Annotated in this window: 15 protein-coding genes; 14 read left to right on the top strand and 1 reads right to left on the bottom strand. The window is 30.7% G+C overall.

Annotated features, from left to right (window positions below):
• The first annotated feature begins 63 nt into the window (after positions 1-63).
• The 8 genes from H9661_RS11630 to H9661_RS11595 all read left to right on the top strand — a co-directional run bounded on the left by H9661_RS11630 (position 64) and on the right by H9661_RS11595 (position 9,093).
• Complete coding sequence (locus H9661_RS11630; RefSeq protein ID WP_191768901.1) at positions 64-2,133, top strand: phage tail protein; 2,070 nt, start codon at positions 64-66, stop codon at positions 2,131-2,133.
• The gene (locus tag H9661_RS11625; protein WP_143314798.1) at positions 2,126-3,007 is read left to right on the top strand and encodes a phage distal tail protein; all 882 of its coding nucleotides are present in this window, start codon (positions 2,126-2,128) and stop codon (positions 3,005-3,007) included. Before H9661_RS11630 ends, H9661_RS11625 begins: the two co-directional genes overlap by 8 nt.
• 11 nt (positions 3,008-3,018) lie before the next feature.
• Positions 3,019-3,660, top strand: coding sequence for a hypothetical protein (locus H9661_RS11620; protein ID WP_191768899.1), 642 nt, complete (start codon positions 3,019-3,021; stop codon positions 3,658-3,660).
• Positions 3,636-4,991 (top strand): siphovirus ReqiPepy6 Gp37-like family protein, encoded by a 1,356-nt coding sequence (locus H9661_RS11615; protein WP_191768897.1) that lies wholly within the window; start codon positions 3,636-3,638, stop codon positions 4,989-4,991. Before H9661_RS11620 ends, H9661_RS11615 begins: the two co-directional genes overlap by 25 nt.
• Before the next feature lie 15 nt (positions 4,992-5,006).
• The gene (locus H9661_RS11610; protein WP_191768895.1) at positions 5,007-6,134 is read left to right on the top strand and encodes a tail fiber domain-containing protein; all 1,128 of its coding nucleotides are present in this window, start codon (positions 5,007-5,009) and stop codon (positions 6,132-6,134) included.
• Between the two features lie 44 nt (positions 6,135-6,178).
• Positions 6,179-6,664, top strand: coding sequence for a phage holin family protein (locus H9661_RS11605; protein WP_191768893.1), 486 nt, complete (start codon positions 6,179-6,181; stop codon positions 6,662-6,664).
• 354 nt (positions 6,665-7,018) lie between these two features.
• Positions 7,019-7,648, top strand: coding sequence for a DUF488 domain-containing protein (locus tag H9661_RS11600; RefSeq protein WP_191768891.1), 630 nt, complete (start codon positions 7,019-7,021; stop codon positions 7,646-7,648).
• An 86-nt stretch (positions 7,649-7,734) separates the two neighbouring features.
• Complete coding sequence (locus H9661_RS11595) at positions 7,735-9,093, top strand: MATE family efflux transporter (RefSeq protein WP_143314805.1); 1,359 nt, start codon at positions 7,735-7,737, stop codon at positions 9,091-9,093.
• A 44-nt stretch (positions 9,094-9,137) separates the two neighbouring features.
• On the opposite strand, the gene pflB is transcribed toward H9661_RS11595, so the two are convergent.
• Positions 9,138-11,369: a formate C-acetyltransferase gene (gene pflB, locus H9661_RS11590; RefSeq protein WP_191768889.1), complete on the bottom strand. Its 2,232-nt coding sequence runs from the start codon at positions 11,367-11,369 to the stop codon at positions 9,138-9,140.
• Positions 11,370-11,772: 403 nt separating this feature from the next.
• Between pflB and H9661_RS11585 the strand changes: the two genes are divergently transcribed.
• From H9661_RS11585 to H9661_RS11560, 6 genes are all read left to right on the top strand, one after another.
• Entirely contained in the window at positions 11,773-12,201 is a 429-nt protein-coding gene (locus tag H9661_RS11585) for a 6-pyruvoyl trahydropterin synthase family protein (RefSeq protein WP_191768887.1), read from the top strand.
• Positions 12,202-12,203: 2 nt separating this feature from the next.
• Positions 12,204-12,866 (top strand): putative 7-carboxy-7-deazaguanine synthase QueE, encoded by a 663-nt coding sequence (queE, locus tag H9661_RS11580; protein WP_143314808.1) that lies wholly within the window; start codon positions 12,204-12,206, stop codon positions 12,864-12,866.
• A 2-nt stretch (positions 12,867-12,868) separates the two neighbouring features.
• The gene (gene folE, locus H9661_RS11575; protein WP_191768885.1) at positions 12,869-13,462 is read left to right on the top strand and encodes a GTP cyclohydrolase I FolE; all 594 of its coding nucleotides are present in this window, start codon (positions 12,869-12,871) and stop codon (positions 13,460-13,462) included.
• Positions 13,463-13,474: 12 nt separating this feature from the next.
• Positions 13,475-14,134: a 7-cyano-7-deazaguanine synthase QueC gene (gene queC, locus H9661_RS11570; protein WP_191768883.1), complete on the top strand. Its 660-nt coding sequence runs from the start codon at positions 13,475-13,477 to the stop codon at positions 14,132-14,134.
• Positions 14,134-14,631: a preQ(1) synthase gene (gene queF, locus H9661_RS11565; RefSeq protein ID WP_191768881.1), complete on the top strand. Its 498-nt coding sequence runs from the start codon at positions 14,134-14,136 to the stop codon at positions 14,629-14,631. Before queC ends, queF begins: the two co-directional genes overlap by 1 nt.
• 118 nt (positions 14,632-14,749) lie before the next feature.
• Positions 14,750-15,253 (top strand): PRC-barrel domain-containing protein, encoded by a 504-nt coding sequence (locus H9661_RS11560; RefSeq protein ID WP_191768879.1) that lies wholly within the window; start codon positions 14,750-14,752, stop codon positions 15,251-15,253.
• The last annotated feature ends 79 nt before the right edge of the window (positions 15,254-15,332 follow it).

Raw genomic sequence — 15,332 nt, 5'->3', positions numbered from 1 at the left:
AAGTTTATTTAAATATAAACTCTCTTAATTGCTAATTTTTTTAAAGAAAGGCAGGTGAAATACATGTCGAATAAGAAAAAGAGTAATAAGAAAAGTAAGGAAACTGAAACTACAGAGGTTAATGCTGATACAAAAGATAAATCCGCTGAAGGGGAGAAGGAAGTAGGTTTTCTTAAAAAGTTAGAAGAGGCTGCAAAAAGTTCTTGCGAAAATATAAAGAAGTCAGTTAGTGGAGCAATAAGTATTATAGGTGATTTAGCAAGTAAGATGGGATCTGATACAACAAAAAAGGCTGAGGAAGTAAAAAAAGCTTATGAAGATATATCATCTAAACTGCTTGAGAAGTTTAAGGGACCTGTAGAAAAAATTCTGGATATAGCATTGAATTCTCTTAATCAAATATCGGATGCAATTAATAGTGGAACAATATCTGATGATTTAGATGGCATTGCAGATTCTATTGGGAAGGTAATAGATGTTTTGGGGGATATTATAAAAGAATGGCTGCCTAAAATAATAGATTTATTGAAATGGGTTATTGATAATAGTGGAATTGTTGAAAATGCTATTATTATGATAACAGGTGCTTTAATGGGCTTGAAAGCAGTAAAAGAAATAGGAAAAATAACTGAAACTTTTGCAGCTCTATCAAATCCAATAGGTATCGTAGTTACAGTTGTAGCAGGTCTCGCAGCTCTATTCATCAATTTATGGAATACTAATGAAGGCTTTAGAGATGCAGTAATAAGTGCATGGGAGGCAATAAAAGAAGCATTTTGTGCTGTATGGGATGTACTAGTGGAATTCTTCACAGAAACAATCCCGGATGCATGGCAAACAGTATGTGATCTTTTTTCAGGAATAGGAGATTGGTTTGCAGAAATTTGGGCAGGTATACAGCAAGTATTTATAGATGGATGGCAAGCAATAGTAGAATTCTTCACAGAAACAATACCATCAGCCTGGGAAGAATTATGTGAATTTTTCTTAGGAATACCAGAATGGCTAGGAGAATTATGGATCACCATACAGCAAGCATTTATAGATGGATGGCAAGCAGTAGTAGATTTCTTTACAGAAACATTGCCAGAATGGCTAGCATCTTTAGTTGAATGGTTAGGACAATTACCAGAACAAGTTGGATATGCTTTAGGATTTATAGTTGGAAAAATTATAGAGTTTGGTGAGGCTTGTTGGGAATGGATTACTGGAACATTACCATCTATAATACAGGGAGTTATAGATTGGTTTGCGACACTTCCGGATAGTATATGGCAGTGGCTTCTTAGGGTTTGGAATAATATAGTTACCTTAGGAACGAATATATGGAACTGGATTACTGTTGATTTAGCTTCAATAATAGGGGGAATCATAGGCTGGTTTAGTAAACTACCAGGAGATATATGGAATTGGCTAGTTAATGCTTTTAATAATGTAGTCCAATGGGGAGCTAATGTTTACAATAGTGCAGTGCAAGCAGTTTCCAATATGGTAAGTGCAGTAATAAACTGGTTTGCAGGATTACCAGGGTCTATATGGCAATGGCTTTGCAATGTAGTTAGTAGTTTGATTCAGTGGAAAGATGATATGGTACAAAAAGGTGTGGATGCAGCATCAGGACTTATTAACTCAATTATAGATACAATTTCTAGTTTACCAGACAAGATGCTTTCAATTGGTGAAAATATAGTTAGAGGAATATGGGATGGTATTACAGGAATGGCTTCTTGGCTTAAAGATAAGGTTAGTGATTTCTTTGGTGGTTTTGTAGATGGAATTAAGGATGTGCTAGGGATTCATTCTCCATCAAGACTTATGAGAGATTTAATTGGTAAGAATATTGTAAAAGGTATTGGAATTGGAATAGAACTTGAAGAGCCAAATCTTGAAAAAGCTGTACTTGGGGACTTATTAGGACTTACAAGTAAAATGAGAGCTACTGTTGACTATGAAACAGCCAAAACATCCAGTAGCGTAGTTGGCTTTGGTGAAAATTTAAGCAGTAGATCGAATATTATTAATAATAATGAAAATGGTGTAACTCAAAATATTACTATAAATCAACCGGTTAAATCTCCAAGTGAAACTGCTAGAGCAATAAAAAGAGCAGGGAGGGAATTAGCTTTTGGATAAATATAGTTTGAATATAAAATTAGAATGCGGCGAAATAAATAATAAAAAGCTTTTGGAAATAAGTAGTAATTCTGAATATAAACTTCTTGAAGTTGAAGGTCTTGAAAGCTCAGAATATGATGTGAATATCACAAATAATTCACAGTTTGATGGAGGTCTTGTAGAAAGTAAGAGAATATCATCTCGTAGTATAGTATTTTCAGCAGAGTATACTGGCAATGGGGATTTATCATTAGAGAGGGAAGAATTAATTTCATTTTTTAATCCTAAGAAGACAGGAACTTTAATTGTAAGTTGTGGTAATGGTGAACGTAAGATTGATTATGAAGTTGAAAGTTTTAAAATAAAACAAGCTAATATATATGATCCATTAAGTTTTTCAGTTACGTTAATTTGTCCAGATCCATATTTTAAGGACATTAATGTTACTGAAAAAGTCATAGCAGTATGGACAGGTGGATTAAGCTTTGAGTTTTCACTGCCATTATCATTTAAAACAAGAAATGCTAATAATGGTGGAGTTATTTCAGAAGAAGTAATTGTAGGTGGACATGTTGAAACTCCATTAGAAATTGAATTTAAGGGACCAGCAGTGAATCCAACAGTAAAAAATGCAACTACAGGAGAGCTTATTACAGTAAATCAAAAGATAAATGAAAATGAAATTCTATATATTAGCACAGCATATGGAAATAAGAAGGTAAAGATACTTGGTAGGGGAGAACCTATAAATGCATTTAACTATATTGACTTAAAATCTACTTTTTTTAATTTAATACCAGGTAAAAATATAATTCAATATAGTAATACAGATGAAACATTAACTGAGCAAAATGTTTCTATAAAATTTACAAACAAATACTTAGGAGTTTAGGAGGTGATATCTTGGAGTATAGTGGTTTTTTTAATGGAAATTACAAATATGGCCAAGAAGAATTTAGTAGATATTTTGAAAATATCTATGAAAATGGAGTAAGTTTTAAAGATAAAGATAAGTTGGCTTCATATGAAAAAGATCAAATGACTTTAAAGGTGACAAATGACGGATTACGATTAAAAGTTGCACCGGGATTTGCTATTGTTAAAGGTTATTATTTATACAATAAGGAAGAGAAAGTATTAGATATAGCTAAGCCAACAGAAGGAAAGAGAATAGATAGAGTTGTAGTTAGATTAAATTCAACAGTAGGAAGTAGTTCTATGAGTGTTGAATTAAAATCTGGAACCAATGTTAAAGAACCTGATCTAACAAGAAGTGATAATATCTATGAATTATCTCTAGCAAAAGTAATTATTAGTGCGGATGGAAGCATTATAGTTGAAGATGAAAGAGCTTATGATGGCCTTTGTGGAGGAATTAGACCTAAAAATGTATCAGCTTATGAAAATATGATAGCAAAAATAGATGAAGCTTTTAATAAGTGGCTTAGCGAAGAACAAAATAAAGGTAGAGAGATTTATATACAAAGCGATAAGCCAAAAGAAAGCGTGAGTGGATCTATATGGATAGACATATCAGCAGTATAAGAATATTCGATAAAAATATTAATTTCCTAGGAGAAGTGGATGATTTCACTTCTCTTTTCTTTATAAGAAAATGGGATACTTATGGAGAATTTGAATTTCACCTTACTAACATAGATAAAGACCTAATAAAAATAGGAAATATTATAATGATAAATAATGATGAGAATAAGGTTGGAATAATAGAATACATCGAGATAAACGAAGAAGATAGTGATGATATAAAGGTTAAGGGGTATAGCTTATTATACATGCTCACCTTTAGAGTCACAGTTCCTCCAGAAAATTGTGATGTTCATAGTTTTAATGATATGTCTGTTGAAAAAATTATGGCTTCTTTAATAAAGAGAAATGCTATAGAATCATCAAATGGTAATAATGAGCGTATTATTGGAAACTTAACTTTGCAAAATTTAGATTATAACGGACATGAAGAGGCTGGAAATATCATTAAAACTTTTGAAACTAAGTATGCAAATCTTTGTGATGAATTGACAAAGCTTTCTAAGACTAGAGGGTTAGGTATCACAATAGATCTGGATTATTTAAATAAAAAATTTGTATTTAGGATATTAGAAGGTAGGGATTTAACAGTGTCTCAGAGGGGAAATTCTCCTGCAATTTTTTCTGTTGAATATGATAATGTAAAAAAACAAAATTATATTGAAAATAAAATAGGGTTTAAAAATTGCGCATATGTTGCAAAATCTAAATCGGCAGAAGAAAAGGATATCGATGTAGTATATGATGATGACATTGGCATAGTTAAAGGTTTAGACAGAAGAGAAATACTTATTGATGGTGGTAATTCTGGATTCAAAGATCAACTTGATGCTTTAGGAAAAGAAAAGTTAAAGGAAAAGAAACAGGAACTAAAAACATATGAGTGTGAAGTGAATCCAGAAGGATACAAAGATACATGGGATTTAGGAGATAAGGTAACTACTATAAGTAAGAGATATGGATTTAATTTTGATAATAGAGTTAGTGAAGTTAAAGAGGTATATGAATCAAATACAATAAAAATAGAACCTACATTTGGAACGTTACAACCAACTGTTTTGGAGGTTGTTAAGAAGGATAGTAAACAAGGTTTAGAAAGTAAAAGTAATACTGAATCTGTAACAAAAGTTGGAGAAAAAGGAGAAACGGGACCACAAGGACCTAAAGGAGAGATGGGGCTACAAGGGCCGAAAGGGGAGACTGGACCGCAAGGACCCAAAGGAGAAACGGGACCACAAGGAATATCAGGGAAAAGCGGTACACAGGTAGTAATACAATCATCTCAGCCACAGGGGTCGGCTAGAGGAGATATATGGATACAAGTAATGTAAAGAAAGGTGATAATTATGGCAATAAAAAAAGGAATATATAAATATGATACAGGTGTGAAAGATCAAAATGGTAATGAAATATTTGATGAGATATATTTCAAAACTTTGGGTAGCTTAGTTGAAGAGGACACATCTCATAGATTTTCAACTGATTCAGAGAAAGCTGTATGGAATGGTAAAGCAGATAATGTTGTTGTGACACAAATAGCAAATGGATTAATGAGTACAGCAGACAAAAAGAAGTTAGATGGAATTCAAGAGGGAGCAAATTTATATCTACATCCAAGCAGTCATAGTGCAGCAATGATTGTTCAAGATACTAGTCATAGATTTGCATCAGACGCTGAAAAAACTGTTTGGAATAATAAAGCAAATGCATCACATGGTAATCATGTACCGGCTATACAAAGTGCAAGTGGAAAAACGTTTCTAAGAAATGATAATACATGGCAGGTAGTTACACCAAGTAATATAGGTGCGATTGGGACAACTGGATATCAATATATTAATGGAGATTTAGAAGCAACAAATATACATTCAAATGGAACTGTAACAATGAAATATGTGGACCAAGGTGGTAATAGTGCATTAGGGCAAATATTAAAAAATGAGGATAGTTTTACAATGCAAAACAGAAAATGTAAAACTGCTATTAGTTTAATGGATGATGGAAGTTTTAAGACATTTTCGGAGGATAAAAGTAACTATATAGTACAAGGTGGTGGCGTTAATTATCTGGGATATGGGAATAGCGATGGAAAAACCTACTTACATGTTGGTACGGATAATGGAAGTTTTGGGATAGACTGGTGGTCGTCGGATAAAAAATTAAAGACCAATATAGAGAATTCTGAAGAAATAGCTTTAGATAAAATAATGAAAATAAAATATTATAAATTCGATTGGAAAGATGAACCGAAAGCTCATGTAAAGTTAGGAGTAATAGCTCAACAACTCCAAGAAATTGAAGATAGCTGGATTATGAAGGTAGAACAAGAGAATGGAGATGAAAACTTACAAATTCTCGCTAACAATATGATTCCTTATATTACTAAAGGAATGCAAGAGCAACAAAAATTAATAAATAAGTTAATTGAAAAAAATAAGGAATTTGAAAAAAGATTAGAACAACTTGAAAGATAGTTTAAGTTTTTAAGTTATTTCAGAAATATATAATTTGATTTGAGGTGAACAAGATAGAAAAAGTAAATACAGCAAAAGCGTTAATAGCAAGTATAGGAGCATTTCTAAGTGCTAAGCTTGGAATGTTATATATAATAATACCACTTCTTATGGCAGTTATGATAATTGACTATCTAACAGGTATGTTATCAGCTAAAAAAGAAGGGATAACCAATAGCAAAGCAGGTATGTGGGGAATAGTTAAAAAGTTACTTTATGGAGTAGAAATAGCTGTAGCTATGATTGTGGATTGGACTATTATAAATGTAGCAAATAGCTTAGGCATAAGTATTAGAGTAACAACATTTTTTGGACTATTAATTGCAATATGGCTTGTTATAAATGAAGTGGTCTCTATATTGGAGAATTTAATAAAGTTAGAGGTGCCACTACCAGAATTTTTAATGGAAGTTGTAAAAAATTTCAAGATTGTAGTAGAAAGCAATGGTAATAAGTTAGCTGAAAAGATTAAAGTAGATGAAAAAGAATGATTTTAATAGAGTTTATAGAAAAGTTTATAATTTTTCATAACATTTTATTCTAAGATAAAACTCTAGCTTATGAAATAAAGCCTGTAAATTATAATAGCACCCTATGGTAAAATAAAAAATATCATAGAGTGCTATTTTTTATAGATAAAAGAATATTATTTTATATTTAATATCGTAATAGAAAGCCTTCCTATTAATTGAATAGTTGGAGAAAATATATTAAAAACTTTAATGTTCATATCGAATTTTAGTTTACTATATAGAAAAAAATTACAATTAATAGTATAATAATAAATATAAGTAAAATATGAAATGTTAACAACTTATTTTGGAGATTTTTAGGAGGTGATTTTGATGGATATTTATACAATTGGCCATTCAAATTACACAATAGAAAGATTAATAGATATGCTTCGAAGATATGAAATTGATTGTGTTGTAGATATTAGAGGAATCCCTTATTCAAAATATAATATTCAGTTTGATTTAGAAACAATAAAATATTTATTAACCAAGGCAGGATTTATGTATTTATACATGGGAACAGAGTTTGGAGCAAATAGGAAAAATAAAGCTTCGTATACAAAAGAAGGTTATGCCAATTTTGAAAAGGTTGTCAAGGAAGAAGAGTTTAAAACTGGAATCAACAGATTGAGGGAAGGGTGTAAAAAAGGTTACAAAATTACATTGCTCGGCGCTATGCAAGATCCTATAAGATGTCATAGAAGTATTTTAGTAGGAAAAGCACTTAGAGATTATGGCTTTAGTGTTAAACATATATTAGATGATTATTCTTTAGTATTACAAGAAGATATAGAAGAAAAACTATTAGATAAGTATTTTGCAAATAGAAACCAAGTAACTATGGATTCCTTACTAGGAAATGACCTAAGCCAAGAAGAGATGATTAACGAAGCATACAGAAAAGCAAATAAGGAGATAGGATATAGGATAGAAAATTTAAAGTTTTCAGATAGCTTTTGATTTGTAATATTTATGGTATAATATTTCTATTACAATAAAATAATAACTTCTTTTACAGTTATTATAGGAAAAGAGGCTATTTAAAGATGGTTATAAGGAAAAACGTATTACGGCTAGCTGTACCGATAATGGTTGAGCAAACTTTTGTTATGCTGCTTGGTGTCTTTAATACTATGATGGCTGGTCATATTGGGGAAGAAGCTGTTTCTGCTATAGGAATGGTTGATTCATTAAATAATATATTTATATCTTTCTTTGCTGCTTTATCAGTAGGAGCTACCGTAGTAGTTGCACAGCAAAAAGGAAAAGATGATTTGAAACAGGTTAATGAAACAGTTAAACAAGCGCTTATTTCAGGTTTAATTATTTCATCAGTAATTACAATGTTTATGTGGATATTTAGGGTAGGGTTAATAAATTCTTTCTATGGCTCAGCTACTGAATTGGTAAAAGCAAATGCTAAGATATATATAGAATACACATTAATTACATATCCATTTATAGCAATAGAGCAAATTGCAAATGGAATATTAAGGGGATGTGGAGATACTAAAACTCCTATGATAATAACTATTTTTATGAATATAATTAATATTATTTTAGGATATATTTTGATATATGGAATTGACTTAAATTCTCTAGGAATTAATTTTAGTACACCTTCATTTGGAATTAGCGGGGCAGCAATTGCGATAGCTATTGCAAGATTAGTAGGAACTGTTGTAATAATTTCTAACCTAGTAAGAGGAAGTAATAATATAAAATTGAGAAGAATTCTTCCTTTTAAATTTGATATTAAGGTTCAAAAGGAGATATTTGGAATAGGAGTTCCTGCTGGAGTAGAGCAGCTCCTATTTAATGCAGGTAAATTTATTGTACAAGTATTCATAGTAACTATGGGTACTGTATCTATAGCTTCAAATACAATAGGAATGTCTATTTGTCAAATTCCAAACGTGTTAGGTAACTCTCTTGCTATAGCTGCAACAACGTTAGTAGGTCAATATGTGGGAAGAAATGATGTTAAAGGTGCTAAGGGAACCTTGATTTATTTGTGCAAATTTGCAACGGTGTTTATGGTGATAATAGGAATAATATGTGTACCTTTAGCACCAACTTTAGCAAGTTTATATACTGATAGTGAAGATGTTATATCACTTTCAGCAACTTTAATTAGAGCAAATGGAATAGCTATGGTTATTTGGCCGATATCTTTTGTTTTTTCAGCAGGATTAAAAGGAGCTGGAGATACTAGGTATACAATGGTTACAGCTATTACAGGTATGTGGCTTTTTAGAATTTTAATAGGATATCTTTTAGGAGTAATATTAGGTCTTGGTGTACTCGGAATTTGGATTGGAATGTTTAGTGATTGGTTAGTAAGAGGAAGTTTATATTCTATCCGATTAAAGGGGACAAAATGGCTTAAACATAGAATTGTATAAAATCAATAAAGGAGTAAAACTTTAAAGTTTTACTCCTTTATTGATTACATTTTTGAATGGAAAGTTCTGTTTATAACATCTAGTTGTTGCTCGTGAGTTAGTTTTATAAAGTTAACTGCATATCCAGAAACTCTTATAGTTAATTGAGGATATAATTCTGGATGATCCATTGCATCTAATAAAGTTTCTCTGCTAAATACATTAACATTTAAATGATGAGCATCTTGAACGAAATATCCATCCATTAAGTTGCTTAAATTAGCTATTCTATCTTCTGGTGTTTTTCCAAGAGCATCAGGTATTATTGAGAAAGTGTTTGAAATACCATCCTGTGAATGTTCATAAGGTAATTTAGCAACTGAGTTTAATGATGCTAATGAACCACTAGTATCTCTTCCGTGCATAGGGTTAGCTCCTGGTGCAAATGGTTCTCCTGCTTTTCTTCCACATGGAGTACTTCCAGTTTTCTTACCATATACAACATTTGAAGTTATAGTTAATACAGATTGAGTATGGTATGCATTTCTATAAGTTTTATTTTTTCTTATCTTGTCCATCATATTTTTTATTAAAAATACTGCAATATCATCTACTCTATCATCATCATTTCCGTATTTAGGAAAATCTCCTTCTATTTCAAAATCAACAGCTATTCCTGCTTCATTTCTTATAGGTTTAACTTTTGCATATTTTATTGCTGAAAGTGAGTCTGCACAAACTGAAAGTCCTGCAATACCACAAGCCATTGTTCTAAATACATCTCTATCATGAAGAGCCATTTGCAAACTTTCATATGAATATTTATCATGCATATAGTGAATTACATTTAATGTATTGACATATAATTTAGCTAACCAATCTGTCATAACATCAAATTTCTCCATTACTTCATCATAATCAAGATATTCAGAAGTCATTTTTTCTGTTCTTGGGCCCACTTGAACGCCAGATTTTTCATCTATGCCACCATTAATGGTATATAGAAGAGTTTTAGCAAGGTTAACTCTAGCGCCAAAGAACTGCATTTGTTTTCCTACTCTCATGGCAGATACACAGCAGGCTATAGCATAATCATCTCCCCAGTAAGGAACCATTAAGTCATCATTTTCATATTGTACAGAGCTTGTATCAATAGAAACTTTTGAACAGAAATCCTTAAATCCTTGAGGTAGTCTTGTTGACCATAACACTGTTAAGTTTGGTTCTGGTGAAGGCCCTAAAGTATAAAGGGTGTTTAATATTCTAAATGAATTTTTAGTAACTAAAGTTCTACCATCAAGTCCCATACCACCAATAGATTCAGTTACCCATGTAGGATCACCTGAGAATAAGTCATTATATTCTGGAGTTCTTAAGAATTTAACTAGTCTTAATTTCATTACAAAGTGATCCACTATTTCTTGAGCTTCTTCTTCTGTTATTATGCCATTTTGTAAATCTCTTTCAATATATATGTCTAGGAATGTAGAAGTTCTTCCAATAGACATAGCAGCACCGTTTTGTTGTTTTATTGATCCTAAATATCCAAAGTATAACCATTGTACAGCTTCCCTTGCATTTGATGCAGGAGAAGATATATCAAAGCCATAAACCTTCGCCATTTCCTTTAGTTCATTAAGGGCAACAATTTGGTCAGAAATTTCTTCTCTTAATCTTATTATTTCTTCATCTATAGTACTAACTTCTAAAGATTTTTTTTGTTTTTTCTTATCTTCGATTAACTGATCTACACCGTAAAGAGCGACTCTTCTATAATCTCCAATGATTCTTCCTCTTCCATAAGCATCAGGAAGACCAGTTATTATTCCATATTTTCTAGCTAGCTTCATTTCATCAGTATAGACATCAAAAACACCTTGATTGTGAGTTTTTCTGTATTTAGAGAATATTTCAGATATTTGGTTAGCTACTTCATAACCATAAGCTTTTGCAGCATTTTCTGCCATTCTTATTCCACCTTGAGGCATAACAGCTCTTTTTAGTGGGGCATCAGTTTGTACGCCAACAATTTTTTCTAAAGCTTTATCTATATATCCAGCTTCGTATTCATTTATGCCTGAAATAGTTTTTGTATCTACGTCTAAAACTCCACCATTAACTCTTTCTTTTTCTAATAGTTCACATACTTCGTCCCATAACTTTTTAGTGTTTTCTGTAGCACCTTTTAGAAAGTTAGAATCTCCATTATATGGAGTATAATTTTGTTGTATAAAGTTTCTTATATCAATTTCTGTTGTCCACTTGCCATTATTAAAATTTAACCATTCTTTTTTCATAACAATTTCCTCTTTCTCTAAAATTTAAATAGTAAACTATTAATTGGTATTAAATAATAATTATTATTGATTAGTTTCTTTATCATAATATACCATTATTAATTAAGAAAAACAAGATAAAATATTTAAGAAAAATTAAATTTGAAAAAGAAACTATAAAATGATATTATTAATAAGTAAAAATTAGATAGACAGTTCGTTAGACCATCCTGTCTTTAAACAAAACTAGGCAAAATAAGATAACTATAAGTGAGCCTTCAAATTTTCTTGTTTAGCAAGGCGAACATACTCAGTGAGTGAATACGAGTCGAGTTTTCTTTTAGTTTATTTTAAGATGTCTATTTAGCATTTTAAAATAAACTTTTTTTATTTTTAAGTAATTTATTATGAATGGAGAGAAACAATGTTTACTATAAAAAGTGAAGTTCAATTTGATATGGCACATTATTTAAGTGGATATGAAGGGAAATGTTCAAATATTCATGGACATAGATATAGATTAATAGTTAAGCTAAAATCTGAAACATTACATAAAGAAGGTCAATTAAGAGGTATGGTTGACGATTTTTCAAATTTCAAATTAGCCTTAAAGGAAATTGAAGAAACTTTTGATCATAAATTAATCATAGAAAATAATGAAGAAGGGATGAAACTAATTAATAGTTTGAAAGATTTACCTATGGAATTTCAGATATATAAAGTTGAATATAGACCTACAGCAGAAGAAATGTCTAGGGATATATTCAATAGGTTAAAGAAAAAAGGACTGGCTGTCTGTGAAGTTGAGTTGTTTGAAACACCAAATAATAGTTGTATATATACGGAGGAATAAATATGTTTAATGTTGTTGAAAAATTTTTGTCTATAGATGGAGAAGGACCAACTTCAGGTGAACTTGCAACATTTATAAGATTTCAAGGTTGTAATTTAAGATGCTCCTGGTGCGATACAAAATATTCATGGGAGAAAGAAAGTTCAAATGAGAAGTTAAGTGCTAAAGAAATATATGACTATATAAAAGCTATGGGAAGTAGGAATGTTACATTAACAGGTGGAGAACCATTAATTCAACCTGGCATAGAAGAACTGCTGAAAATTTTAAATTGTGATAATACATTAAAGGTTCATATAGAAACGAATGGAGCAATAGATATTAAGCCTTTTAAAGATAAATATGAAAATTTAATATTTATAGTTGATTATAAACTTCCGCTTAGCAAAATGAGTGAATTTATGAATTTGGATAATTTCAAATCAGTTGGAGAAAAAGATGTATATAAGTTTGTAGTTGGAAGCAATGAAGATTTAAATACGGCTTATAAGCTTATAAATGAATATGAACTAGTTTCAAAATGCTTAGTTTATTTAAGTCCTGTGCTAGGAAAAATAGAGCTAGAAGAAATAGTTGACTTTATTAAAGAAAAAAAATTAAACTATGTGAGACTACAAGTCCAGTTACATAAAATCGTATGGGATAAAGAAAAGAGGGGAGTATAGGTATGGCGAAAAATATAGATACTAAAAAGATTCAAGAATGTATTAGAGAAATTTTAATAGCTTTGGGAGATGATCCTAATAGAGAAGGTCTTATAGATACACCTAAGAGAGTTGCAAAGATGTATGAAGAAGTATTTGAAGGAATGAATTATTCCAACGAAGAAATAGCTGGAATGTTTGGCACAACTTTTGAAGAAGAGGAGTATGGAGGTGAAAATCACAAAAATCTTGTTGTAGTAAGAGATATAAAGATTCATAGTTATTGTGAACATCATTTAGCTCTTATGTATAATATGAATGTTACTGTAGCTTATAGGCCAAAAGAGAAAATAATTGGCTTAAGTAAAATTGCTAGAATTGCAGATATGGTTGGTAGGAGGTTACAATTACAAGAGCGTATTGGAAAAGATATAGCTGAAATAATATCTATTGTAACTAATAGTGATGATATTGGAGTTCTAATTACTGGTGAGCATAGTTGTATGACATCACGTGGAATAAAAAAAACAGGAACGCTAACTACCACAACGACTTTTACTGGTGAATTTGAAAAAAATGATACATTAAGGCAAGAAGCCTTACTTATTATGAAATAGGAGTGGATTTTAATGAATAAAAAAGCTGTAGTTGTTTTTAGTGGAGGACAGGACTCTACGACATGTTTGTTTTGGGCACTTAAAGAATTTGATGAAGTAATTGCTGTAACTTTTAATTACAATCAAAAACATAAGAAGGAAATAGAATGTGCAACTGAAATTGCAAAGGAATTAGGAGTGGAACATCATATTTTAGATATGGAACTTCTTAACCAATTAGCACCTAATGCTCTCACTAGAGATGATATAAAAATAGAGGCTGGCAAAGATGGAGGATTACCATCAACATTCGTAGAAGGAAGAAATATGCTGTTCTTAACTTTTGCAGCGGTTTTAGCAAAAGTTAAAGGAGCTAGACATATAATAACTGGAGTTTGTGAAACAGATTTTAGTGGGTATCCTGATTGCAGAGATGTGTTTATAAAATCTCTAAATGTTACATTAAACTTAGCTATGGACTATGAGTTTGTACTTCATACACCTTTGATGTGGATAGATAAAGCACAAACTTGGGAAATGGCAGATAGTTTTGGTAAGTTAGATTATGTAAGAAATAAAACTCTTACTTGTTATAACGGAATTATTGGAGATGGATGTGGAGAATGTCCTGCGTGTCTTCTAAGAAGAAGAGGACTTGAACAATATTTAAAGAGTAAAGAGGGGAATAAATAATGAGCGGAAGAAAAAAAGATGAATTAGATGGAATAACACTTTTGGGGAATCAAGGAACAAAATATAATTATAGTTATGATCCAAATGTGTTAGAAATTTTTGATAACAAACATCCAGATAATGATTATTTTGTGAAATTTAATTGTCCAGAATTTACAAGTCTTTGTCCAATTACAGGGCAACCTGATTTTGCTACTATTTATATTAGTTACATTCCAGGACCAAAGATGGTTGAAAGTAAATCTTTAAAATTGTATTTATTTAGTTTCAGAAATCATGGGGATTTTCATGAAGATTGTATGAACATAATAATGAAAGATTTGATAAAATTAATGGAGCCAAAATATATTGAAGTGTGGGGAAAGTTTACTCCAAGAGGTGGAATAAGTATTGATCCATATTGTAATTATGGTATTAAAGATACTAAGTATGAAAAGATGGCAGAACATAGGATGATGAATCATGATCTTTACCCAGAAAAGGTAGATAACAGATAGGTAAATTTTATATTATAAATCAAATCAATGAACAGGTGAGATAATCACCTGTTTTTTTAGAATAAATTAGTAGATTAGTGGGAGACTAACATAAAGGCGATTTTTAGGAGGTTTTCCAATGTTTCGAAGTAAAGATTTATATATGAAAAACATTTATGACTCCAATGGAAAAAAGTTAGGCATATCGAAGTCGATTTATATTGATTTTTATAGGGGGCAGGTGATAGGAATAGGATTTAATAACTATAAAATGAATGGAAAGAGAAATTATGTTGATGTAAATGATATAATTTTATTGGAAGACAATGATATTTTAGTAAAAAGTGTTGGAAAAGGAAGTGGACTAAAATTTTCTGATATAAAGGATTTGGAAGTAATAGATAAGCTAGGTAATAGCAAAGGTATAGTAGAAGATATACTTATAGATAAAGAAAATTATAAAATTAAAGGATTAATTGTGAGTCCTGGCATTATAGATAGAATATTAAGGGGAAAAGAAGTAATTCTTATTAATAATTCTGTACTTGGAGAAGATTATATTCTATATTTAGGGGAACCTAATATAGTTTTTAAAAATATTCCTCATGAGATAAATAAAAATGGATACGTTAAAAAGGCATAAAAAGTTATTTTGGAGCTTAATATTCATATTTATAAGTACTTTTTTAATTTTTTTCTATATATTTAGTTATGCATTTAAA

Source organism: Clostridium cibarium (genome assembly GCF_014836335.1).
In the GTDB taxonomy this organism is placed as follows: Bacteria; Bacillota; Clostridia; order Clostridiales; family Clostridiaceae; genus Clostridium; species Clostridium cibarium.
Note: the sequence above shows the minus strand (reverse complement) of the source record. Positions and strands in the feature narration are given on the sequence as shown.